Source organism: Actinomycetospora straminea, from assembly GCF_028737255.1.
GTDB lineage: Bacteria > Actinomycetota > Actinomycetes > Mycobacteriales > Pseudonocardiaceae > Actinomycetospora > Actinomycetospora straminea.
Window position 1 is genome coordinate 24,864 of sequence record NZ_JAQZAN010000019.1, and the last position, 22,012, is coordinate 46,875.

Below are 22,012 nucleotides of genomic sequence, written 5' to 3' on the forward strand. Positions count from 1 at the left end.
CCCGGGCTCCTCTAGAGGTCGGCGGCCAGTTCCTTGACCTGTCCGACCAACGACACCCGCTCGGCGGCCGTGCCCGCGAGCGGCGTGACGTTGATCGTGGTGACGCCGGCTGTGGCGAAGGCCTGCAGCCGCTCGGCGACGTAGGAGCGCGGCCCGATCAGCGACATCGCCTTGACGAGGTCCTCGGGCACCGCCGCGGCGGCCTGGTCCTTCTTGCCGTCGAGGTAGAGGTCCTGGATCTTCTCCGCCTCCTCCTCGTAGCCGTAACGCTGGGCGAGCTCGTTGTAGAAGTTCTTGCCCTTCGCGCCCATGCCGCCGACGTAGAGCGCGACGAACGGGCGCATGCCGTCGAGCATCTGCTGGGCGGTGTCGGCGTCCTCGGTGATGCACAGCGACGCCTGCAGGTAGGTCTGCAGGTCGCCGAGCGCGGGGTCGCGCTTGGCCTTGCCGACCTCCAGCGACTCGCCCCACACCTCGTGCGCGCGCTCGGGCACGAAGAGGATCGGCAGCCAGCCCTCGGCGATCTCGGCGGTCAGCGCCACGTTCTTCGGGCCGATGGCGGCGAGCACGATCGGGATGCGGTCGCGCACCGGGTGGTTGATGATCTTCAGCGGCTTGCCGAGCCCGGTGCCCTCCTCGGCGGGCAGCGGGATCCGGTAATAGCGCCCGGAGTGCTCGACCTTCTCGCGGCGCCACACCTGCCGGCAGATGTCGACGATCTCGCGGGTGCGGGCCAGCGGGGCGTCGTAGCGCACGCCGTGGAAGCCCTCGATGACCTGCGGGCCCGAGGCACCGATCCCGAGCGTGAAGCGCCCGCCCGAGACGTAGTCGAGCCCCGCGGCGGTCATGGCGGTCAGCGACGGGGTACGGGTGTAGATCTGCAGGATGCCCGAGGCGATCTCGACCCGGCTGGTGCGCGCGGCGATGAACCCGAGCTGGCTCACCGCGTCGAAGCTGTAGGCCTCGGGCACGAAGACGATGTCCAGGCCCGCCGCCTCGTGCTCGGCGAGCTCGGCCACCGTCTCCTCGAACCCGCCGCTGTAGTTCAACCCCATCCCGATGCGCACGCCGCGCAGCCTGTCACGATCGCGTTGATCACGGCAGTACGGCGACGGGAGACGGGCGTGTTCACGACGACGGTGACGGTGCGCGGCTACGAGTGCGACGCCAACGGGCACGTCAACCACGCCGTCTTCCACCAGTACGGCGAGCACGGGCGCACCGAGGCGCTGCGGGCCGCGGGCGTCGACGTGCCGGACCTGACCGCCGTCGGTCTCGGCCCCATCATCCTCGAGTCGACGGTCCGGTTCCTCGCCGAGCTGCGGGTCGGCGACGAGGTCGAGGTGGTCGTCGACGTGCGCTTCGGCGAGGGCAAGACCTTCCGGATGGACACCGAGCTGCGCCGCGGCGAGCAGGTCTGCGCCACCCTCACCGGCGTCATGGGCCTGCTCGACCACGGCACCCGCCGGCTCGTCGCCGACCCCCGCGGCAAGCTCCTCGCGCTCGGCGACCCGCAGCGGGCGCCTCAGGTGCTCGGCGAGGCGTCCCCGTCGGAGAAGTGACCGGGCCAGTCGTCGTAGCGGATGCGCGGGGTCGCGAGGACCTCCCCGACCGTCGACCACTGGTTGCCGCCGAGCCGCGCGAGCGGCGCGAGCCGCTTGACGTCGGGGCGGCCGTCGACGAGCGCGTCGTCGGCGACCGCGGCGTGCACGACCCGGCCGAGCACCAGCACGCAGTTGCCGACCTCGATCGTGCGCTCCAGCCGGCACTCCAGCGCCACCGGTGACTCCGCGATGCGCGGGGTCGCGATGCGCAGCGACGGCTCGCGGGTCAGGCCGGTCGCGTCGATCTCGCTCTCGTGCGGCGGGAAGTCGGTGGCCGTCGCGTTGATGTGCTCGAGCAGCGGCTCGGGCGTCAGGCACACCGTGAACTCGCCGGACGCGACGGCGTTGCGCAGCGAGTCCTTCTCGCCGACCGACGTGAACTGCACGACCGGCGGGTCCGTGCTCGCGACGGTGAAGAACGAGTGCGGCGCGAGGTTGTCGACGCCGTCGGCCGAGCGCGTCACCACCCAGGCGATCGCGCGCGGCACGATCACCGAGGTCAGGAACTTGTAGAAGCCGCCGGGCCCGATCTGGTCGGGGTCGAAGTCGGTGCGCACGGACTCAGTTGTTCCCCGGCAGCAGCCCGCTCGGAACCAGCTGCGGGGCCCGTGTCGTGGTCGTCTCGCTGGGCTCGGACTCCTCGGCGGTGCTGCTCGCGGGCGCCTCGGAGGTCGCCGACGGCTCCTCGCCGGCCGGGGCCTCGGAGGTCGTCGCGGGCGCCTCGCTCGACGTGGCCGTCGGCTCCGCGGTGCCGAGCACCGACCCGACGCTCGTGCCCGCGTCGCCGCCGGAGAGCGGCGAGCCCTTCACCCGCTCGATCCCGGTGATCGCCAGCATCGCGATGAGGAAGATCAGCAGGGCGGTGGCGCCGAGCAGGGCGTAGCGGCGCCACGGGGTGCGGCGCGGGGGCTCGTCGCCCGGGTCGCCGTCGGGGTCGCCGTCGGGGTCGCCGTCGGGGTCGCCGTCGGGGCCGTCCGGGCCGCCGACGCCCGGCGACCCGACCAGCGCGGTGGCCTGGTCGTCGGTCGGGGTGAGCACGCGGGTGCCGGGGCCGACGGCCTGGGTGGGCTCGCCGTCGGCGCCGCGACGCGGGGCGGAGAGGCGGGTCGCGTCGTCGCCCCCGATGACCATGGTCGGCTCGTCGTCGGGCGTGGGCGCCGCGGTGCCCGCGAGGGCGGTCGGCGCGCCGTCGTCCGTGGGGCCGCCGGGACGGCGGACGCGCAGGCGGCTGCGGACGTGGTCGCGGGTGCGCTCGATGGAGCGCTGGTAGAACGCGTCGCCGACGGTGGTGACGACGGCCGCGATGCCGGCGCCGGCGATCGTGCCGCCCGCGCCCCCGAGGAACGAGCCGACGCCGGCCGTGGTCACCGCGGCCGCGGCGCCGCCGGTCAGCTTGACGACCGACAGCGAGGACGCGGCCGGGGCCGGGCCCGCCGCGTGGCTCGTGGGGGCGTCGGCCGGGGCGTCGGCGCGGTGTGTGGTGGGCGCGTCGGCACGATGCGTGGTGGGCGCGTCGGCGGGGTCCGCGCGGCGCGTCGGCGCATCGGTGGGTCGGGGCGCCGCCGTGGTCGGTGCCCCGCCCGGCAGGGCCGACGTCGGCTGCGGGGCGTCGGACCGGCCGTGACGGCCGCCCGCCGGGGCCTGACCCGGGTCGCCGTACGTGTCGGGGGCGCGGGTGCCGTACTCGCCCGGGCCGGCGTAGGGCCCGCCGGGCTGGGGGCGGCCGTGCGGGCCGTACGGCCCCGGGGTACCCGACTGGCCGGGCGGGCCGTACGGCCCCGGAGCGCCCGACGGGCCGGGGGCGCCGTACGCGTTCGGCGTGCCGGGCTGACCGGGAGCGCCGTACGGACCCGGGATCCCCTGCGGGCCGGGACCGGCGGGCGGTGGTCCGACGCCGGGGCGGCCGGGGGCCGCCGGTGGCGGACCCTGCCCCGGGGCACCCTGTGGGCCGGGCGGCGGAGCGCCGTGGCGGCCCGCCGTCTCGGCCGGGCGACCGTTCGGTCTGCCGCCGGGGCTGCCCGGGGACGGCTGCGGATCCGGGCGACGCTCGAGACCCTCGGGCCCGTCGGCGGCGTGGCGGGCGGGGGCGTCGTCGGGGTCCGGGCCGGGCGCGGCGTGTCGCCCGCGGCCGGGCCCGGGGGGTCCGGACTGCTCGCTCATCCCTGCCCTCGCTGACCTCGTCGACCGGCCCACCGGCGGCGGGCGGACCGGCCCCAACCCTGCCCCACGGCCACGAGCCGTCGCGGGCGGGGGCCCGGGAGCCCGCCGGGACGGGGCGGTCGGCCGGGGTCGGCGAGGAGGGGGATCAGTCGCCCGAGCGCCGGTGGCGGCCGCCGTTGCCGCGGAGCATCACGGGCCGGGAGGGACGCTCGTCGCCCCCGGCGGCGGTGTCGTCGCGGAACGCCCGACGCTCGACGCCGCGGTCGGCACGACCGAACGCCCGGCGGACTTCCTCGTAGATCGGCGTCTGCGTCATGTGGGCACCCTACGACTCCGGCCGGGGGAACCGACGGGGCCTCCGGTCATCGTTCTGGAGCCTGTTGAACCCACTCTGAGCAGGGCACACGACGTCGCCGACCGGGTCCTCCGCGATCTTCGGCACCGGGCCCACCGGGGCCGGTCACGAAGCCGACAGCGAGGTCCACCCGGTCGGATCAACGAGCCGCGCACGATCCTCACCCCCCGTCGCCGACCCCCGGAGAACCATGGCCACCCAGCCGGTCGAGCTGACCGTCCACTCGTCGCAGCCCTACAACGCAGAGCCGCCGCGCACCGCGCTCGCCGACCGCGACCTGACCCCGCTCGACGCCTTCTACCACCGCAACCACGCCCCGGAACGGCCCCGGATCGACCCCGCGACGTGGACGCTGCGGGTCGACGGGATGGTCGAGCGGCCGGCGACGTTCTCGCTCGGCGGGCTGCGGGAGCGGTTGCGCGAGCACACCGAGGTCGTGACGCTGCAGTGCGCGGGCAACCGCCGCGCGGGCCTGATCGAGGTGGCCGACCTGCCCGGCGAGACGCCCTGGGGACCGGGCGCCACCGGCACCGCCCGCTGGGCCGGCGTGCGCCTCGCCGACGTCCTGCGCGAGGTCGGCGTCGAGCCCGGCGCGAGCGACGTCGTGCTGGCCGGCGCGGACCTCCCGGAGGAGACCGACGGGGCGCCCTACGAGGTCTCGATCCCGCTCGAGAAGGCGCTCGCGCCCGAGGTGCTGCTGGCGTGGTCGATGGACGACGCGCCGCTGCCCGAGGCCCACGGCGCCCCGGTGCGCGTCGTCGTCCCCGGCTGGATCGGGGCGCGCAGCGTCAAGTGGCTCGAGCGCGTCACCGTCGCCGACGCGCCGTCGCGCGGCCACTACCAGGACGTCGCCTACCGCCTCCTGCCCGCGGACGCCTCCCCCGCGCCGGGCCGGGGCGTGCCGCTCGGGCCGATCGCGGTGAACGCCGACGTGCTGTCCCCGGCCGACGGCGCGGAGGTGGCCGCGGGTCCGGTGCGCGTGTCCGGCTACGCGCTGGCCGGCGGGGAGCGCACCGTCGTGCGCGTCGACGTCTCCACCGACGGCGGCGCGACGTGGCGGCAGGCGGACCTCGAGCCGCAGGCCGGTCGCTGGAGCTGGCGGCTCTGGCACACCGAGCTCGACCTGCCGGCCGGCACGACCCGGGTCACCGCGCGGGCCTGGGACTCCGCCGCCGGCGTGCAGCCCGCGGACCCCGCCGAGCTGTGGAACCCGAAGGGCTACGTGAACAACGCCTGGGCGCACGTGACGTTGCACGCGTCCGCCCGCGACGACGGGTGAGCGGACCCGCACCGGGCATCCGCGGGGGTCCCGACGAGGTGACCCGGAGGTACCCCGTGAACCCGACGAACCGCCGTCCGTCCATCGGCGTCCTGGTGGGCGTCCTGCTGGCCGTGCTGGTCGTCCTGGCCGTCGTCCTGTTCCTGCTCGCACAGACCCAGGCGGCGCCCTCGAGCCCGCAGACCAACGGCATGATCGCGCTGCTCGCACCCGCCCTGCTCTGAGCGCGCCGACCCGGCACCATGCGCGGGTCAGCGTGCGCGCCACCGGAGGAGGGCCCGTGCCGGGCGACGACGAGGAGCACGAGCCGGACTACCGGTTCACGCTCGCCAACGAGCGCACGTTCCTCGCGTGGCTGCGCACGTCGCTGTCGCTGCTGGCGGCCGGGGTGGCCGTCGTGCAGCTGCTGCCCGAGTTCGCCGTGCCCGGCACGCGCGCGGTGGTCGGCGGCCTGCTGGCGGCGCTCGCCGTCGTGACCGCTGCCGGCGGCGTCCTGCGCTGGCGGGGGGTCGAGGCCGCCATCCGCCGCGGCCGCCCGCTGCCCCGCCAGCGCCTGCCCTGGGTGCTCGCCGCCGGGCTCGTCGTCCTCGCGCTGTTCGGTCTGGTGCTGGTGGCCGTGCGGGCGGGCGCGTGAGCTCGCCGTCGGACGCCGGGCTGCAGGCCGAGCGCACCGGCCTCGCGTGGAGCCGGACCTCGCTGGGCGTCGCCGCGAACGCGGTGCTGCTCGCGGTCCGCGAGCTCACGCACGACGGCCCCGGTCCCTCGCTCGTGCTGGCGATCGCCGCGGGCGTCCTCGCCGTCGTCGTCGCCCTCTACGGGCGCCGCCGCACCCTGCGCCTGCGCCACGCCCCGCTGCCCTCGCCGCTGGCCGCCGACCGCGCGGTCCCGCTGCTCGGGGGCGCCGTGGCGCTGCTGGCGCTGGTCACCGGGGTGGTGCTGGCGCTGCGGTAGGCGCGGCGAGACCCCGCCGCTGCTCGGGCGTGGGGCCCGCCCGGATGAGCACGACCAGCCCGACCAGCGCGACGACCGCGAACACGGCCGCCAGCGCCGCGCCGGCCGCGCCGAGGGTGTAGCGCTCCCCCAGCACGACGATGCCGATGGCCGCGGCCGCGATCTGGTCGGCCGTGATCTGCGTGGCGAGCCCGGCGTCGAGGCCGCCGTCGCGGAAGGCGGTCTGGATCAGCAGGATCGACGCCACCGGCAGCACGAGCGCCGCGGCGACCACGACGCCGACGAGCACCCAGGAACGGTCGTCGGCGATGAGCTGGATGATCAGGCGCACGAGGCCCGACGTCGCCCCCGCGCACAGCCCGGACGCCGCCGCGCGGATCACCGCCCGCACCACCGGGCGGCCCTTCGCCCCCGCCGCGGCGAGCACCACCGCAGCGATCATGATCACCGCCACCGCCCCCAGCACGACCGGGGCCGGCGGGGTCCGGGTCGGCGGGCCGTGCGCGGCGAGGGTCAGCAGCCCGACCAGCCCGGCGACGAGCACCACCGCGCCGACCCACTCCCGCGAGCTGATCCGCCGCTTCTCCAGCCACGAGTCCAGGGGCAGCGCGAGGATCAGGGTCGTCACGCCGATCGGCTGCACGAGCGTGATCGAGCCGAAGCCGAGCGCGCCGACGTGGATGATCGCGCCCGCGACCATGCAGGCGATCCCGCCCCACCACCATCGACGCGCCAGCAGCGCGCGGAAGAACCGCCAGCCCCCCGACGTCTCCACGGGCTCGGACGCGCGTGCCGTCTCGCGCCGCTGCAGGGCCGCGGAGAAGGCGTAGGCGACGACCGAGCACAGCGCCAGCGCGACGGCGATCGTCGGGTTGCTGGTCACGCGCGCTCGCGGTCGGTCGGGGCCGGCATCACGGGTCCAGTCCTACCCCGCCCTCAGCGCACGAACGCGCTCTGCCCCGTGATCGCCTTCCCGACGATCAACGTGTTCATCTCGCGGGTGCCCTCGAAGGAGTACAGCGCCTCGGCGTCGGCGAAGTAGCGGGCGACGCCGTTGCCCAGGATGACGCCGTTGCCGCCGACGAGCTGGCGGGCCCAGGCGACGGTCTCGCGCATCCGGCTCGCGCAGAACTCCTTGGCCAGCGCCGAGTGCGCGTCCGACCCCCGCCCGTCGTCGAGGAGCTGCGCGTTGCGCGCGGCCATCCCGAGCGAGGCGGTGACGTTGCCCAGCATCTGCACGAGCAGCTCCTGCATGAGCTGGAACCCCGCGATCGGGCGCCCGAACTGCTCGCGCTGGCGGGCGTAGTCGAGCGCGAGCTCGTAGGCCGCCATCTGCGTGCCGGTCGCGCCCCAGGACGCGTTGCCGCGCGTGACCCGCAGGACCCCGCCCGCGTCGGCGAAGGTCCCGGTGCCGCCGGCGAGCCGGTCCTCGTCGGGGACCCGCACGCCGCGCAGCGCGATGTCGGCGTTCTGGACGATGCGCAGCGCGGTCTTGCCCTCGATCTTCGCGATCGTCATGCCCTCGGCGTCGCCCGGGACGACGAAGCCACGGACCTCGTTCGTCTCGAGGTCCCGCGCCCAGATCACGATGACGTCGGCGAACGGCGCGTTGCCGATCCAGCGCTTGTCGCCCTCGAGCACCCAGTGGTCGCCGTCGCGGCGCGCGGTGGTCTCCATGCCGCCCGCGACGTCGGAGCCCCCGTGCGGCTCGGTGAGCCCGAACGCGCCGATCGTCTCCATCCGCGCCATCGCCGGCAGCCAGCGCTGCCGCTGCTCCTCGGTGCCGCCCGCCCAGATCGAGCCCATGGCGAGGCCGGTGTGGATGCCGAAGAAGCTGTTCACCGACGGGTCGACGCGCGCGATCTCGGCGTGCAGGAAGCCGGTGAACACGCGGCGGGCCGGCTCGTCGCCCATCCCGGCCAGGCCGTAGGGCAGGCCGGCGAGGTCGAGCTCGGCGAACCCCTTGACCAGCTGCATCGGGAACTCCGCGCGCTCCCACGCGTCGTCGACCACCGGCGCGACGTCGCGGGCGAGGTAGGCCCGCAGCCGGCGCAGCGTGGCGACCTCGTCGTCGGTGAGCAGGTCGGCGTAGTCGTAGAAGTCGGCGATCGCGTCCCGGTCCGGGTCGAGGTCGAGCGCGGGCCGCGGCAGGGCGGAGAAGTCGGACGGGAGCTCGGGCATGCCCCCAGCGTGGCCCGCGGCGGCGGGGTCTGCCATCCGATCACCGGCGAGCCGCCGCCAGATGATGCTTGTACTATCCAAGCAATACGGCGAACGGCCCTCCCGGTGGAGGGACCGCGACGGTGGACGGTGACGGTGGGGCGGGCCCCGGCGGTGCGTCGGATGCGGTGCGTCGAGAGAGGTGGACGTCGGTGGACGGACAGGAACCGATCATGATCTTCGGTCGGGTGACGCGCGGCGACGGCGCGCCGGTGCCGGGCGCGGCGCTGACGCTGTGCGACCTCTCCGGTGACCAGCTCGACCGCGCGGCCGCCGACGAGGGCGGGCACTACCAGCTCGTGCCGCCGACCGGCGGGACCTACCTGGTCATCTGCGCCTCCTCGACCCACCAGCCGCAGGCCTCGCTCGTCGCGGTGGCCGACCGCCCGCTGCGCCACGACGTGGGCCTCACCGGCGGCGGGGCGTCGTTGGGCGGCACCGTCGGCGTGCGGCACGGCAGCGGCACCAACAGCGCGAACGGCGCGGCCGGCGCGGCCGGTGCTGTCAGCGGCTGGGACGACGTCGTGCTCACCCTCACCGACGTGCGCGGCACCGTCGTCGCCGTGACCCGCTCGGGCCCCGACGGCACCTACCGCTTCGCCGACCTCACCGAGGGCACCTACACGCTGACGGCCGCCGCGGCGCGCCTCGCGCCGGTCGCCGAGACCGTCCGCGTGCCCGCCGAGGGCCACGTGACCCACGACGTCGCCCTGGCCACCCGCACCGAGCTCCACGGCACCGTGCGCTCGGCGGGCGCCGGCCGCCCGGTGGCCGAGGCGCTGGCGACGCTGGTCAGCGAGGACGGGCACGTCGTCGGCTCGCGCGTCACCGGCGAGGACGGCTCGTTCCGCTTCGACGACGTCCCGCACGGCGTCTACACGATCACCGCGAGCGGCTACGCCCCCGTGGCCTCGGAGATCGAGATCGGTCCCGGGCACCCGTCGGACGTCGTGCTGAACCTCATGCCGCCGGCGGTGGACGGGGCCGGCGAGCCGCCGGCGCGTCCCGACACCCCGCGCGGGGACGACGGGGCGGCGGCGGGCGACGGGTTCGCCGCCGACGGCCTCGGGGACGGCACCGGCGGGCGCCACGGACAGCACCTCGGGTCCGACGACGTCACCGAGCCGCGGTCGCCGTCCGGCGAGCGCTGGTGAGTGCCGATCCCGCGCACCGCGCCGGCGTGACCGCGGCGCCCCGCGGCGGCTGGGTGCGGGGCGCGGCCGTGACCAGCGACGGCTGGCCGGTGCCGTTCGCGGTGGTCACGGTCATCGATGCGGCGGGGACCCAGGTCGGCGGGACGTCGGTGGGCGGCGACGGGTCGTTCCTCGTCGAGGGCCTGCCCGAGGGCCCGGCGACGGTGATCACCTCGGCGGTCGGCCACACGCCGGCCGCGCGGCCGCTCTCCGGCCCCGGCGACCTGGGCCGGGTGGTGCTGACGCGCTCGGGCGCGCTGACCCTCCCCGCCCCCGGTCGCTGGGACATCGACCCGGTGCACTCGCGCATCGCGGCGTCGGCGTTCCACCTCGGCATCACCAAGGTGCACGGGCGCCTGCGCCGCTTCTCCGGGGCGATCGAGATGGGCGCCGACCTCGCGGGCACCCGCGTCCACGCCGCCATCGACCCGGCGAGCGTCGACACCGACGACGACACCCGCGACCAGCACCTGCGCGCCGGCGACTTCCTCGACGTCGTGGCGTTCCCCCGCATCGAGTTCACCTCCACCGCGGTCGTCGGGCACACCCCCGACCGCTGGACGATGCACGGCGACCTCGTGCTCAAGGGCGTGCGCAACACCGTCGCCCTCGACGTCGTCTACCACGGGGCGGGCCCCGACCTCTGGGGCGGCGAGCGCGCCGGCTTCTCGGCGACCACCCAGCTCTCCCGCGACGACTTCGACATCCGCTGGAACCAGTCGGTGATCGCGGGCATCTTCGCCGTGGGCCGGACCCTGCGGATCGAGATCGACATCGAGGCGGTGCGGGCGGCCTGACGCCGGCCCCGGCTCTTGCGCGGTTACTGGCTCGTATCGCTCGGCTGGCGAGCGATACGAGCCAGTAACCGGCGCCCGGGCAGGCAGACGCGCCGTGGAGGGAGCCGATGGCGCTCCCGCTGCGTCGAACCGGTCGTGACGCTCCTCGACCTCATCCGCACCCAGGACGGTCTCGTCCGCCACGACCAGGCCCGCGAACGGGGCCTCTCGCCGGCCGCCATCGGTCGCCGCGTCGCCGCCGGCGAGTGGCTGGAGATCCACCCGCGCGTCTACCTCGCGGCCACCCACGACCTCACCGCGCGCGCCCGCCTCCGCGCCGCGGCGCTCTGGGCGGGCGACGACGCCACGCTGGTCGGTCACGCCGCCGCCGCGTGGTGGGGGCTCACCGACCGCGCCGTCGGGACGATCGAGATCGCGGTCGGGCCGGGCGGCGGTCACCGTGTCCCGGCGGGCGTCCACGCCGTCCGGCGCGCGGCCGACCGGCCGGGCCGCGTCCTGGTCGACGGCGTGTGGGTGGAGCACCGGGCGAGCGCCGCGCTGGGTGCCGCGACGACGCTCGGTCTCGTCGAGGGCGCGCGCCTGCTCGACCGCGCCCTCCAGCAGCAACGGATCAGCGTCCCGTCCCTGCGCGCGGCCCTCGCGGCCATGGGTCAGCGGCACGGCGTGGTGCTCGCCCGTCGCCTGGTCGGGCTCGCGGAGGGCGACGCGCGGTCGGAGGCCGAGCGGGACGCCGCCCGGTCGTTGACGCGCGCGGGGATCGGCGGCTGGACGGCGAACCTCCCGGTGGACCTCCCGGGCTTCGGCCGCGTCGTCATCGACATCGCGTTCCCGGCCCAGCGCATCGCGGTGGAGATCGACGGCTGGGCCTTCCACCGCGACGTCGACCGCTTCCGCCGGGACGGCCTGCGCCAGAACGAGGTCGTGATCGGGGGTTGGCGGGTGATCCGCGTGTCGTGGTACGACCTGCAGGCGACGCCCGGCTACCTCGCCGACGCCGTGCGCCGGGCGCTCCGCGCGGCCGCCGCGGCGTGAGCCCGTGGTCGCGTGTCGTGGTTACTGGCTCGTATCGCTCGCCTGCCGAGCGATACGAGCCAGTAACCAAGGACAGGCGAGGCCCACGACGCCCCCTCACACCGGCGCCGCCTGGTGCCCCGCCTCGCCCGGCGCCGCGCCCAGGACGAGGTCGTGGAGCACCGGGCTCCCGTCCACCGCGACGAGCACCGCGCGGGGCCGGGCGGCCCGCCCGCCCATGCGGTGCGGGGTGCAGATCAGCATGAAGTCGCCGGACTCCGGCGGGTCGAGGCGGTAGGTGCCGTCGGTGCCGGTGTGCACGCGCCCGACCTGCTCGCCGTCACCCGACACCAGCGTCAGCACCGCCGGCCGCGCACCGCCGTCGCTGCCGAGCACGCGCCCGTGCACGGGCCCGACCTGCGCCGACGCCTCGGACGCTTCGGCCGCCTCGTCCGCCCCCGCGTCGGGCACCTCCTCGCGCGGGTCGGGCGCGAACTGGGGCTCGCCGCGCGTGAGGCCCCCGCTGTTGGCGCGGGTCACGACGGCCATGAGCACGATCGCCACCGCGACCAGCACCACGGGGACCACCAACGACCAGGCGGGCGCGAGGCGCTGGATCACCGCGTTCCCGGCCGCGGCGACGACGAGCGCGCCCAGGCGCAGCGGCGAGTTCCAGGTCCAGCGGAACGGTTTGTGCAGCTCGACGAGGCTCGAGACCCAGTTCGTCACCGTGCCGGACAGGAAGCTCGTCGGCGTCCCGGCCGGTCCGACGTAGCGCCGCCGCCTGCACGCCCATCGCCAGCCCGGCGCCCAGGGCCAGCACGACGACCTTCCACGGCGCGAGCGGGCCGTCGTCGTCGACGCCGTACCAGAACGCGCCGAGCAGGAGCAGCAGCGCGAGCTCGGCGGTCAGCGTCGCCCCGACCGCGTTGCGCCACGGCCAGCGGCGCATCGCAAGCCCGCAGGCCACGGTGCCCGCGATCAGCCCGCCGCAGTAGCCCGCGATCGCGCAGACGTTGTCGACGACCTGCCCCACGTCGCCCTCCCCCAGCCCGAGGCCGAGCAGGACCAGGTTGCCGGTCATCGTGCTGGCGAAGACCTGGTTGAAGGCGAAGTACGTCACGACGTCGATGGCGCCCGCGGCGGCGGTGAGCACGATGGTCACGGCGCCGAGGGTGCGGGGGCGCCGCTCCGGTTCGTCGAAGCCGGTCACGATCATCGACGCTCGCAGCGGGGCTTTACGGATCGATGACCTTCGTGCTCCGTTCGTGTGCAGCGACTGCGACGAGCAGCACAGCGGCGCTCAGCGCACGGCCGTGCGCTCCCCCAGCACGACGTCGATGTGCACCGGCGAGCCGTTGACGCTGACGCGCGTGACGGCCGGGGCCGCGCTTCCGTGGTCCCGCGGGCTCGCGATGACGAGGTAGTCGCCGGGGCGACCGTCGGCGCTCAGCGCGAAGTGGCCGGCGTGGTCGGTGGCGGCGCGGTCGGCCTCGTGCCCGCGGGCGTCGACGAGCGTCAGGACCGCGGCCACCGGACCCTCGCCCGGGCCCAGGATCCGGCCGGCCACGGCGACGGGACGGCCGCCGGCGGAGGACGCCGCCGCGAAGTCCGGCGCCTCCCCCAGCGCCTCCCCCGGCGCCTCGGCGTCGGTCACGGACGGCTTGCCGCCGTCGAACAGCGAGGCGACCGCGGCGACCAGGCAGCAGACCGCGGCGAACCCGAGCGCGAGGAACAGGCCGTCGGCGAACGGGCCGGAGATCAGCTCGGGGAAGAAGCTGCGGCCCGTGAGGAACGCCGCCTGTTGCGGCCCGACCTGCGCGAGGACGTCGGGGCCGAGCAGCGTCTCGATCGGGTTGTAGCCGAGCAGGGCGGCGAAGAGCGTGCTCACCGGCGGGAGCTCCGCGATGCGGCCCGCGACGTCGCCCGGCACGCCCTGGCCGGTCAGCCCGCCGTAGAGCGCCGCGGGCAGCGTCGACGCGAGGCCGAGGATCAGCATCGAGAAGAAGATGCCGATCGACAGGACGGTGGCGCCGTTCTGGAACGTCGCGGTCATGCCCGCGGCGGCGCCGCGCTGGCGGGCCGGGACGCTGTTCATGATCGCGGCGCGGTTGGGCGAGGAGAACAGGCCCATCGCGAGCCCGTTGACCGCCAGGAGCACCGCGAACAGCGGGTAGGAGAAGTCGACGGGCAGGAAGCCCATGAGCAGGAAGCTGATCGCCGCGATGAGCATCCCGCCGCCCGCGTACCAGCGCGCCCCGTGCCGGTCGGAGAGCACGCCCGACAGCGGTCCGGCGACGAGGAAGCCGATCGTCAGCGGGACCATGTAGATGCCGGCCCACAGCGGCGTCGACTCGTAGTCGTAGCCGTGGCGCGGCAGCCAGATGCCCTGCAGCCAGATGATGAGGATGAACTGCAGGCCGCCGCGGCCGAGCGCGGAGAGCAGGTTGGCGACGTTCCCGGCGGTGAAGGCGCGGATCGAGAACAGCGACAGGTGGAACATCGGGTGCGGGATGCGGCGCTCGATCGCCACGAAGATCCCCAGCACGACGACGCCGCCGATGAGGCAGACCAGCACGGTCGGGCTCGTCCAGCCCATGACGTGCCCGCCGTAGGGCTGGATGCCGTAGGTGATGCCCATGAGCACCGCGACGAGGCCGACGGCGAAGGTGACGTTGCCCCACCAGTCGATGCGGCCCGCGTGGCGCTCGCTGGTCTCCTCCAGCTTCGCCCACGCCCAGATCGTGCCGAAGACCCCGAAGGGCACCGACACGACGAACACCAGGTGCCAGGCCAGCGGCGCGAGCACCCCGCCGATGATCAGCCCGAGGAACGAGCCGGCGATCGCGGCGATCGAGTTGATGCCCAGTGCGAGGCCGCGCTGCGAGGCGGGAAAGGCATCGGTGAGGATCGCCGTCGAGTTGGCCAGCAGCAGCGCCCCGCCGATGCCCTGCAGCACGCGCATGACGATCAGCCAGATCGCGCCGGCGTCGCCCTGCAGCCACGTCACGGCCAGGAGGATCGAGAACACGGTGAACACCGCGAACCCGAGCGTGTACATCCGCGTCCGGCCGAACATGTCGCCGACCCGGCCGAAGGTGACGACGAGGACCGCCGTCACCACCAGGTAGCCCATGATCAGCCAGAGCAGGTAGCTGATGTTCTCCGGCCGCAGCGGGTCGAGCGCGATGCCGCGGAAGATGTCGGGCAGCGCGATGAGCAGGATCGACATGTTGATCGTCACGATCAGCACGCCGAGCGTCGTGTTGGTGAGCGCGATCCACTTGTAGCGGGGCCCCAGGTGCGCCACCTGCCCCGCCGCCACGGTGCTCGTCACGTCGCCTCCGCCGAATTCGTTAGGTTCGGTCAACTATAAGCACGGGTGGCGGGCGACGGCGCTGTGACCTCCTCGTGCGGGAAACCGCTCGCGGCGGCGGCTAGCGTGCCGGGCGGCCCGGACCCCAGGAGGACCCGTCATGACCACCGTGCTCACGGCCGACGCCGTGCGCCGCTCGATGATCAACTGCTCGAAGGGCGACGCGAAGCGGATGACCGTCGTCGACGCCGTCGTCGGCACCGACCTGGACGAGGTCGAGTTCGTCGGCTGGCACGACCCCCGCATGCCGCAGCGCGCGTACCTCGTCACCGTCCACGAGGGCGCGGTGACCGGGGTGCTGCTGCGCCCGGCCACCGGCGGCGCGGGCGTGCGGCGCACGGCGATGTGCGCCCTGTGCCGCACCACCCACACCGACGGCGACGTCACCCTCTACACCGCGCCGAAGGCGGACGCCGCGGGCCGCGACGGCAACAGCGTCGGCACCTACGTCTGCGACGACCTCGCCTGCCCGGTCACCACCCGGCTGGAGAAGAGGCCGAGCGCGAGCGTGCTGCCCGACCTGAGCCTCCCGGTCGACGAGCGGGTCGCGGGGCTGCGCGTGCGCGTCGACGGCTTCCTGGCGGCGGTCCGGGGCCGGGCGGACGCGGCCTAGCCGACCAGGGTGCTCAGGAGCCGGACGTCGGGACCAGCACCGGCAGGGCCCGCAGCGCCAGGTCGACGAGCACGGGCTGCGCCTGGTCGGCGGGCACCGGCCGGTCCGGGGTGAGCGTGAAGCTGGCCGTCACGCGGCCGTAGACGACGACCAGCACCGGCCCCTCGGGGTCGGGGTAGTAGATCGCCTCGGCGGTGCCGAACGGCACGGGCTGGGAGGGCACACCCGAGCTCGCCTGCGCGTCCCGGTTGACCCGCGACTGCGCCGAGGCCGCGCCCGGGTCGGTGTAGCCGCTCATCAGCACCTTGAGCACGAGCGTGTTGGGCGGCGGCGCGCCGGGGCCACCCTGCGAGGTGTAGTTGCAGGTCACGCGCTCGAGGCGCCCGACCTGCGGGGCGGGGACGTCGCGCAGCGAGGTGACGCGCACCGTGCCGAGGGGCAGGCCGAGGTAGTTGGGCAGCTGGTCCGAGGCCAGCACCTGGTCGCACTCGGTGGGCAGGATGCTGTTGCGCGGCGGCGGGGCGCTCGTCACCGGCGCGGCACCGGGCCCGGGGAACGTCGGGATCGGCGGTGTCCCCGTGGACGGGCCCGACGAGCAGGCGCCGACGACGAGGCCGAGGGCGGCGACCGCGAGCCCCAGGCGTCGGAGGCCGCGGCGGCGGGGTGACCGCTCCCCCGGTGGAGTGACCGCGCGCCCCATCGCCCCTGCCCGTCGTCTCGCCGTCCGCCGTCTCGCCGTCCGCACGGCCCTGCCGGACCGTACTGCCCGTGCGCCCACGGTAGTCGGCGCCGGTGCGGTGCCGCTCAGTCCGTCCCGTCCTCGCCCAGCTCCGCGAGGACGCGCTGGGCCACCGAGAACGCCCGGTTGGCGGCCGGCACCCCGGCGTACACGCCGACCTGGAGGAGCACCTCCTGGATCTCCTCGCGGGTCAGGCCGTTGCGGCGGGCCGCGCGCACGTGCATGCCGAGCTCGCCGTCGTGGTGCAGCGCGGCGAGCACCGACAGGGTGACGATGCTGCGGTCGCGGCGCGCCAGGCCCGGGCGTGTCCAGATACCGCCCCAGGCGTAGCGGGTGATGAAGTCCTGGAAGTCGGCGGTGACGTCGTCGGTGGTCGCCACGGCGCGATCGACGTGCTCGTCGCCCAGCACCGCGCGGCGGACCTCCTCGCCGGCCGGGTCCCAGTGCTGGGTGGAGGGGTGCTGGCTCACGGGCGATCCTTCCGGGAACGGCTGGTCAGCAGGTCGTCGACGAGTGCCGCCGCCTCGCCCACCGCACGGGACGGGTCGAGGAGCGTCCGCACCTCGGCGGCGGGGTCGGCGGGCGGGTCGTCGAGGGCGGCCAGGGCGTCGGCGAGGACGTCGGCGAACGGCCGGCCCTCGTCCTGCGCGCGCGACGCGGCGTCGGTGACCAGGTCCTTCGCCGCCGCGTGCCCGAGCCGGGCGCGCAGACCGGTCGTGGCCTGCTCGGCGAGCAGCAGCCCGCCGGTGGCGTCGAGGGACGCCGCGACGCGGTCGGGGTCGACGACGAGGTGGCCCAGGGCGTCGGCGAGCCAGGCGGCGCCGGACCCGACGGTGCGCAGCAGCTCGGACAGCGGGCGCCACTCGGCGTGCCACGGCCCGGCGGCGCGCTCGTGCTCGTGCAGCGAGGCGGCCGTGAGCAGCGAGGCGACGAGGCCCGGCGCGGCCACGGCGGCGGCCCGCGCGGACACCGCGGCGACGGGGTTGCGCTTGTGCGGCAGCGTCGAGGAGCCGCCCCGGCCCGGCACGTCCTCGCGGACCTCCCCGACCTCCGTCTGCGCGAGCAGCACGAGGTCGGTGGCGACGGACCCGACCGCCGCGCCCGCGCGGCCCAGCAGCCCGGCGAGCTCGGCGATCCGCCCGCGTTCGGTGTGCCAGGCGAGCACGGGCTCCGCGAGGTCGAGGCGGCGGGCGAGCGCGGCGCGCACCGCCCGGCCGTGGCCGTCGAAGGCCGCGAGCGTGCCGACCGCGCCGCCCAGCTGTACCGCGGGCCGCCACGCGTCCAGGGCGTCGGCGGCGGCGTCGAGGCCGGCGCACCAGCCCGCGCACCGCAGCCCGGCGGTGATCGGCGCGGCCTGCTGGAGCAGCGTGCGCCCGGCCGCGGGGCGGTCGCGGTGGGTCGCCGCGAGGTCGGCGGCGGCGTCGGCGGACGCACGCAGGTCGCCGGCGACGGCGGCGACGGCGCGGCGCGCGACCAGCATCGCCGCGGTGTCCACGACGTCCTGGCTGGTGGCGCCGCGGTGCACGCCGGAGGCGGCGGACCCGTCGAGCCCGCGGCGCAGCTGCGCGACCAGCGGGACGACGGGGTTCCCCGACGCCGCGGCCTCCTCGCCGAGCGTCGCGGCGTCGACGGGCCGGCGGCAGGCGTCGGTGATCGCGTCGGCGTCGGCGCGGTCGAGGGTGCCGACGTCGGCGCTCGCCTGCGCGAGGGCCGCCTCCACCTCGAGCAGGGCGGCGACCCACGCGTCGTCGGCGACCGCCGCCCGGGCCTCCCCGCGGGCGAGCACGGGGTCGAACAGCCCGGGGCGGTCGGTCACCGGGGCATCATGCCTGGGCGGTCGCGCCCTCGTCGTGGACGCGGTGCGCGCCCTCGGCGAACTCCTCGACGATCTTCGCGCAGAACGCGTCGAGGTCGCCGGGGTTGCGGCTGGTCACGAGCCCGTGGTCGACCACGACCTCCTCGTCGACGGCGTTCCCGCCGGCGTTGCGGATGTCGGTGCGCAGGCTCGGGTAGGACGTCAGCGTCCGGCCCTTGACGAGGTCGGCCTCGACGAGCGTCCACGGCGCGTGGCAGATCGCGCCGACGGGCTTGCCCGCGGCGAAGACCCGCTGCACGAACGACACGACGTCGCCGCTCTGGCGGAGCTGGTCGGCGTTGATCGTGCCGCCGGGCAGCACGAGCGCGTCGAAGTCGTCGGCCGAGACGTCGGCGATGGCCTTGTCCGGCGTGAACGTGTCGCCCTTGTCGATGTCCGAGTTCATCGCCTGGATCGCGTCGGTCGACAGCGAGATCAGCGTGGACCGCGCGCCGGCCTCGTCGACCGCCTGGCGGGGCTGCTCGAGCTCCGCCTGCTCGACGCCGTTCGTGGCGATGATCGCGACCCGCAGTCCGTCCAGTGCGCCGGCCATGCCGGAGACCCTCCTCGATGTGTCGACGGCGGCGCGGTGGCCGCCCGGTCGACCGACGGGTCCCCGGCCGCGGCGTCGATCGAAACGGTCAGCGCCCCGTCACCGACGCGCCCGCAGCACCAGGCCCGGGGCGAGCGGTCCCGACGCCTCGCGCGCGGCGGCCCACCCCGCGAGCGCGCTGAGGTCGACGCCGTGGCGGGACGCCGCCTCGGGCGCCTGCGCGGCGGTCTCGGCGCCCCGGCGCAGCAGCGAGGACGCGCCGCGCGGGTTGCCCCGCTGCTCGTGGGTCAGGCCCACCGCGAGCTGGGCGAGGCCCTTCCACAGCATCCGCTCGTCGGGGGGCGCGGCCTTCCAGGCACCCTCGAGGACGTCGTGGGCGTCGAAGGGCCGGTCCTGGTCGAGGAGGTCCTGCGCGCGGCGCAGCACCTCGTCGGCCGGGAGGACCTCGTCCTCGTCGTCGCTGCGCGGCACGCCCACCGCCCCGTAGGGCAGCGGGCGTCCACTCGCGTCGCGGGGACGGGCGTTGCGGGCACGGCCCTCGGCGTCACGGTCGCGGTCGGCGGCCATGACCCCGACCCTAGGACGAGGAGCGCGACCCCGTCTGCCCGGAACCGGTCGGGGACGACCCGGCCGCGCCGGTGCCCGTGCCGTGGTCGCTCGAGCCGGCCGACCCGACCGCCGGCTGCTCGGTGCCCTGCTCCTGCTCGCCGTCCGCCCGGTCGTCCGAGGAGGACGACGACGACCCGTGGCCGCCTGATGTCGACCCGTTCCGGGTCGACATCAGGCTCGTCACCGTCACGACGGCCAGCGTCACGACGATGACGACGAGCGAGAGCCAGGTCGGCACCTCGGGGATCGCCGGGTTCACGTCCTCGTGCAGGTACAGCAGGATCAGCTTCACGCCGATGAAGGCGAGGATGAACGCCAGGCCGTAGGACAGGTGCACGAGGCGGTCGAGCAGGCCGACCAGCAGGAAGTACAGCGCCCGCAGGCCGAGCAGCGCGAACGCGTTCGCGGTGAACACGATGTAGGCGTTCTGCGTGATGCCGAAGATCGCGGGGATCGAGTCGAGGGCGAACACGAGGTCCACCGACAGGATCACGGACACGACGATGAACAGCGGCGTGACGCCCCACTTGCCGTTGACCCGCGCCGTGAGCTTGCCGTCGTCCTTGTAGCCCTCGTGGTCGCCGGCGTCCTCGTGCACGGTGACGAACCGGCGGACCAGCTTGACCGCCCGGTTGTCGTGCATGTCCTTCGGTTCCTCGCCGTGCTGCTTGACCAGCGTGTACGCCGTGTACAGCAGGAACGCCCCGAAGATGACGAAGACGAACGCGAACGCGGAGATCACCGCGGCGCCGATGGCGATGAAGATCGCGCGCATCACCAGCGCGCCGATGACGCCCCAGAGCAGCACCTTCTGCTGGTGACGCTTGGGCACGGCGAACTGGCCCAGGATCACCGCGAAGATGAACAGGTTGTCGACCGAGAGGCTCTTCTCGACGAGGTAACCGGCGAAGTACTCGGTGCCCGCCTGCGTGCCCATCGTGAACAGCAGGATCCCGCCGAAGACCACGGCGACCGCGATGTAGATGACCGACCAGAGGGTGGCCTCGCGGAAGCTGACCTCGTGGGGCGATCGCGCGTGCCAGATGTCGATCGCCACGAGCACGGCGATGCCGCCGATCGTGGCCGCCCAGACCCAGAAGGGGACCGTCACGCCTGCTCCTCCACGTCGCCGGTCGCGTCGAGAACGCCGGTTGTCGCTGTTCCGGGGCGCCAACGGGTCGCCCGTGGGAAAGGTTCCCCGAAGTGACGATACCGACGCCGGGGCGGTTCGTTCCCCGATGTCGGGTTCCCGCGTCCCTCACACGTCCGGGCGGTGCCGGGCCGGCGCCCGTGTGTCGGCCCGGGCTGCGTGGCCGCACGGTCCCAGGCTCGCCGGTCGGTCGAGGGGCGGGGAGGCGGCGTGGGGCGGTCTCCGGCCCGGTCGGTGGGCGGTGCCGAGGGCCCGGCCCGGTGCCGCGCCGCCCTCGTGCTGGCGGTCTGCGCGGCGCTGACCCTCGGGGCGGCGCCGGGGCCACCGGGGCCGCCACCGGTGCCGCCGGGGCCGCCCGACGGGCGGGTGCTCGGCGAGCTGCTCGCACCCCGGGGCGCCCCGGGCCTGCCCGGCACGACGTACCGCGAGTTCACGACGACGCTGCCCGACCCCCGTGGTGGGCCCGTGCGCGGCGACGTCGTCGAGGTCGACCTCACCTCGCCGGCCGTGCGCGTCGACCTGCTGACCCCGCCGGTCGTCGCCGCCGTCGCAACCGTGCCCGAGCTGGCCGCGCGCGCCGGGGCGGTCACCGCGGTCAACGGCGGCTTCTTCGACCAGGGCGGGACCGGGGCGCCGGTGGGCGTGCAGATCGTGGACGGCGCCGCGCGCACCTCCGGGGTGCCGGTGGGCCGCCGCCCGGCCCCGCCGGCGCCGCCGGGCGAGTCCCCGGACGCCGTCGTGGGCCTCGACACCGACGGCGTCGCGCACCTGGCGCGGGCCCGCTTCCACGGGCGCGTCACCGACGGGGAGCGCACGGTCGCGCTGTCGGGCCTGGACGGCTACGCGGTCCCCGTCGACGGGGTCGCGGTGTTCGACGCGGCCTGGGGCGACGCGCCCCGCACGTCCACGACCTGCGGGAACGACACCGACCCCGACGCCGGGTGCAGCACCGACGTCGTCGAGGTGCGGGTGGCCGGCGGCCGGGTCGTCGCCACCGGCCCGCCCGGCGCGGGGGCGCTGGCGCGCGGGACCGTCGCCCTCGTCGGGCGCGACCGCGGGGCGGCGGCGCTGCGGGGCCTGCGCGTCGGGTCGGCGGTGACGCTGGAGTACGGCCTCGACGCCGTCGGCGCCCCGCCGCTGCGGGTGGCCGTCGGGGCCCTGCCGCTGGCCCGCGGTGGGCGCCCGCTGCCCGGGCTGCAGGACACCGAGCGGGCCCCGCGGACGGCGGTGGGCCTGTCGGGCGACGGGCGGCGGCTGTGGCTGGTGACGGTCGACGGGCGCCAGGAGGCGAGCATCGGCACGACGCTCGCCGAGCTCGGTCGCCTGCTGACCGATCTCGGCGCGCCCGTCGCGGCGTCCCTCGACGGCGGGGGCTCGACGACGATGGTGCACCGGGGCCGTGACGAGGACCTCACGATCGTCAACGCCCCCTCCGCCGAACCCCTCCGCGCCGTCACCGACGCCCTGGCCGTGGTGCCCCGCTGACCGGCGAGCCTGGCGTCCACGCTGTCGCTCAACGACAGGAAAGCCCCCCGCTCGGCTGCGGC

The 22,012-nt window shown here is 75.7% G+C and carries 24 protein-coding genes and 1 pseudogene; 10 read left to right on the forward strand and 15 right to left on the reverse strand.

The window, feature by feature from the left end:
- Positions 1-11: 11 nt before the first annotated feature.
- On the reverse strand, positions 12-1,067 hold the full coding sequence (locus PH190_RS22855; protein ID WP_274233829.1) for an LLM class F420-dependent oxidoreductase: 1,056 nt from the start codon (positions 1,065-1,067) through the stop codon (positions 12-14).
- Positions 1,068-1,124: 57 nt separating this feature from the next.
- Between PH190_RS22855 and PH190_RS22860 the strand changes: the two genes are divergently transcribed.
- Positions 1,125-1,562, forward strand: coding sequence for an acyl-CoA thioesterase (locus tag PH190_RS22860; protein WP_274233830.1), 438 nt, complete (start codon positions 1,125-1,127; stop codon positions 1,560-1,562).
- On the opposite strand, the gene PH190_RS22865 is transcribed toward PH190_RS22860, so the two are convergent.
- The 3 genes from PH190_RS22865 to PH190_RS22875 form a co-directional block, all read right to left on the reverse strand.
- Positions 1,526-2,161 carry a flavin reductase family protein gene (locus PH190_RS22865; RefSeq protein ID WP_274233831.1) on the reverse strand — a complete coding sequence of 212 codons (636 nt, stop codon included), beginning with the start codon at positions 2,159-2,161 and terminating at the stop codon, positions 1,526-1,528. The genes PH190_RS22860 and PH190_RS22865 overlap by 37 nt on opposite strands.
- 4 nt (positions 2,162-2,165) lie before the next feature.
- Positions 2,166-3,764, reverse strand: a complete 1,599-nt coding sequence (locus tag PH190_RS22870) for a hypothetical protein (protein WP_274233832.1) — start codon at positions 3,762-3,764, stop codon at positions 2,166-2,168.
- Between the two features lie 145 nt (positions 3,765-3,909).
- On the reverse strand, positions 3,910-4,080 hold the full coding sequence (locus tag PH190_RS22875) for a hypothetical protein (RefSeq protein WP_274233833.1): 171 nt from the start codon (positions 4,078-4,080) through the stop codon (positions 3,910-3,912).
- Between the two features lie 229 nt (positions 4,081-4,309).
- Here PH190_RS22875 and PH190_RS22880 point away from each other — a divergent pair, with 229 nt between their 5' ends.
- The 4 genes from PH190_RS22880 to PH190_RS22895 are packed head-to-tail and all read left to right on the forward strand — an operon-like array spanning position 4,310 to position 6,349.
- Positions 4,310-5,398 (forward strand): sulfite oxidase, encoded by a 1,089-nt coding sequence (locus PH190_RS22880; RefSeq protein WP_274233834.1) that lies wholly within the window; start codon positions 4,310-4,312, stop codon positions 5,396-5,398.
- Between the two features lie 56 nt (positions 5,399-5,454).
- Positions 5,455-5,622 (forward strand): hypothetical protein, encoded by a 168-nt coding sequence (locus PH190_RS22885; protein WP_274233835.1) that lies wholly within the window; start codon positions 5,455-5,457, stop codon positions 5,620-5,622.
- Positions 5,623-5,678: 56 nt separating this feature from the next.
- Positions 5,679-6,032 carry a YidH family protein gene (locus PH190_RS22890; protein ID WP_274233836.1) on the forward strand — a complete coding sequence of 118 codons (354 nt, stop codon included), beginning with the start codon at positions 5,679-5,681 and terminating at the stop codon, positions 6,030-6,032.
- On the forward strand, positions 6,029-6,349 hold the full coding sequence (locus PH190_RS22895; protein WP_274233837.1) for a DUF202 domain-containing protein: 321 nt from the start codon (positions 6,029-6,031) through the stop codon (positions 6,347-6,349). The genes PH190_RS22890 and PH190_RS22895 overlap by 4 nt, the downstream gene beginning before the upstream one ends.
- Here the strand turns inward: PH190_RS22895 and PH190_RS22900 are convergent.
- Both PH190_RS22900 and PH190_RS22905 read right to left on the reverse strand, forming a co-directional pair.
- Positions 6,321-7,232, reverse strand: coding sequence for a DMT family transporter (locus tag PH190_RS22900; RefSeq protein ID WP_274233838.1), 912 nt, complete (start codon positions 7,230-7,232; stop codon positions 6,321-6,323). The genes PH190_RS22895 and PH190_RS22900 overlap by 29 nt on opposite strands.
- 53 nt (positions 7,233-7,285) lie before the next feature.
- On the reverse strand, positions 7,286-8,530 hold the full coding sequence (locus PH190_RS22905; RefSeq protein WP_274233839.1) for an acyl-CoA dehydrogenase family protein: 1,245 nt from the start codon (positions 8,528-8,530) through the stop codon (positions 7,286-7,288).
- A 191-nt stretch (positions 8,531-8,721) separates the two neighbouring features.
- Here PH190_RS22905 and PH190_RS22910 point away from each other — a divergent pair, with 191 nt between their 5' ends.
- The 3 genes from PH190_RS22910 (at position 8,722) to PH190_RS22920 (ending at position 11,591) form a co-directional block, all read left to right on the forward strand.
- Complete coding sequence (locus PH190_RS22910) at positions 8,722-9,723, forward strand: MSCRAMM family protein (protein WP_274233840.1); 1,002 nt, start codon at positions 8,722-8,724, stop codon at positions 9,721-9,723.
- Positions 9,720-10,559 (forward strand): YceI family protein, encoded by an 840-nt coding sequence (locus PH190_RS22915; protein ID WP_274233841.1) that lies wholly within the window; start codon positions 9,720-9,722, stop codon positions 10,557-10,559. Before PH190_RS22910 ends, PH190_RS22915 begins: the two co-directional genes overlap by 4 nt.
- A gap of 135 nt (positions 10,560-10,694) precedes the next feature.
- Positions 10,695-11,591: a type IV toxin-antitoxin system AbiEi family antitoxin domain-containing protein gene (locus tag PH190_RS22920; protein WP_274233842.1), complete on the forward strand. Its 897-nt coding sequence runs from the start codon at positions 10,695-10,697 to the stop codon at positions 11,589-11,591.
- Between the two features lie 96 nt (positions 11,592-11,687).
- On the opposite strand, the gene PH190_RS22925 is transcribed toward PH190_RS22920, so the two are convergent.
- The 3 genes and pseudogenes from PH190_RS22925 to PH190_RS22930 form a co-directional block, all read right to left on the reverse strand.
- Positions 11,688-12,299, reverse strand: coding sequence for a peptidase associated/transthyretin-like domain-containing protein (locus PH190_RS22925; RefSeq protein ID WP_274233843.1), 612 nt, complete (start codon positions 12,297-12,299; stop codon positions 11,688-11,690).
- A gap of 46 nt (positions 12,300-12,345) precedes the next feature.
- Positions 12,346-12,789: pseudogene (locus tag PH190_RS30875) on the reverse strand (DUF1275 family protein); the annotation flags it as partial.
- A gap of 84 nt (positions 12,790-12,873) precedes the next feature.
- Positions 12,874-14,907 (reverse strand): MFS transporter, encoded by a 2,034-nt coding sequence (locus PH190_RS22930; RefSeq protein WP_337993849.1) that lies wholly within the window; start codon positions 14,905-14,907, stop codon positions 12,874-12,876.
- Positions 14,908-15,046: 139 nt separating this feature from the next.
- On the opposite strand from PH190_RS22930, the gene PH190_RS22935 reads away from it, so the two are divergent.
- Positions 15,047-15,559, forward strand: coding sequence for an FBP domain-containing protein (locus PH190_RS22935; RefSeq protein WP_274233844.1), 513 nt, complete (start codon positions 15,047-15,049; stop codon positions 15,557-15,559).
- Between the two features lie 13 nt (positions 15,560-15,572).
- On the opposite strand, the gene PH190_RS22940 is transcribed toward PH190_RS22935, so the two are convergent.
- From PH190_RS22940 to PH190_RS22965, 6 genes are all read right to left on the reverse strand, one after another.
- Positions 15,573-16,259: a hypothetical protein gene (locus PH190_RS22940; protein WP_274233845.1), complete on the reverse strand. Its 687-nt coding sequence runs from the start codon at positions 16,257-16,259 to the stop codon at positions 15,573-15,575.
- Positions 16,260-16,363: 104 nt separating this feature from the next.
- On the reverse strand, positions 16,364-16,768 hold the full coding sequence (pcaC, locus tag PH190_RS22945) for a 4-carboxymuconolactone decarboxylase (protein WP_274233846.1): 405 nt from the start codon (positions 16,766-16,768) through the stop codon (positions 16,364-16,366).
- Positions 16,765-18,114 (reverse strand): lyase family protein, encoded by a 1,350-nt coding sequence (locus PH190_RS22950; RefSeq protein ID WP_274233847.1) that lies wholly within the window; start codon positions 18,112-18,114, stop codon positions 16,765-16,767. Before PH190_RS22950 ends, pcaC begins: the two co-directional genes overlap by 4 nt.
- Positions 18,115-18,121: 7 nt before the next feature.
- Complete coding sequence (locus tag PH190_RS22955; protein ID WP_274233848.1) at positions 18,122-18,706, reverse strand: type 1 glutamine amidotransferase domain-containing protein; 585 nt, start codon at positions 18,704-18,706, stop codon at positions 18,122-18,124.
- Between the two features lie 99 nt (positions 18,707-18,805).
- The gene (locus PH190_RS22960; protein WP_274233849.1) at positions 18,806-19,273 is read right to left on the reverse strand and encodes a DUF309 domain-containing protein; all 468 of its coding nucleotides are present in this window, start codon (positions 19,271-19,273) and stop codon (positions 18,806-18,808) included.
- Between the two features lie 10 nt (positions 19,274-19,283).
- Positions 19,284-20,426 (reverse strand): TerC family protein, encoded by a 1,143-nt coding sequence (locus tag PH190_RS22965; RefSeq protein ID WP_274233850.1) that lies wholly within the window; start codon positions 20,424-20,426, stop codon positions 19,284-19,286.
- Positions 20,427-20,675: 249 nt separating this feature from the next.
- Here PH190_RS22965 and PH190_RS22970 point away from each other — a divergent pair, with 249 nt between their 5' ends.
- Complete coding sequence (locus tag PH190_RS22970) at positions 20,676-21,950, forward strand: phosphodiester glycosidase family protein (protein ID WP_274233851.1); 1,275 nt, start codon at positions 20,676-20,678, stop codon at positions 21,948-21,950.
- Positions 21,951-22,012: the final 62 nt, after the last annotated feature.

Excerpts from the sequence above, each read along its gene's own strand:
- PH190_RS22870 (WP_274233832.1), bottom strand. The coding sequence starts at position 3,764 with ATGAGCGAGCAGTCCGGACCCCCCGGGCCCGGCCGCGGGCGACACGCC.
- PH190_RS22875 (WP_274233833.1), bottom strand. The coding sequence starts at position 4,080 with ATGACGCAGACGCCGATCTACGAGGAAGTCCGCCGGGCGTTCGGTCGT.
- PH190_RS22880 (WP_274233834.1), top strand. The coding sequence starts at position 4,310 with ATGGCCACCCAGCCGGTCGAGCTGACCGTCCACTCGTCGCAGCCCTAC.
- PH190_RS22905 (WP_274233839.1), bottom strand. The coding sequence starts at position 8,530 with ATGCCCGAGCTCCCGTCCGACTTCTCCGCCCTGCCGCGGCCCGCGCTC.
- PH190_RS22935 (WP_274233844.1), top strand. The coding sequence starts at position 15,047 with ATGACCACCGTGCTCACGGCCGACGCCGTGCGCCGCTCGATGATCAAC.
- PH190_RS22940 (WP_274233845.1), bottom strand. The coding sequence starts at position 16,259 with ATGGGGCGCGCGGTCACTCCACCGGGGGAGCGGTCACCCCGCCGCCGC.
- PH190_RS22955 (WP_274233848.1), bottom strand. The coding sequence starts at position 18,706 with ATGGCCGGCGCACTGGACGGACTGCGGGTCGCGATCATCGCCACGAAC.
- PH190_RS22960 (WP_274233849.1), bottom strand. The coding sequence starts at position 19,273 with ATGGCCGCCGACCGCGACCGTGACGCCGAGGGCCGTGCCCGCAACGCC.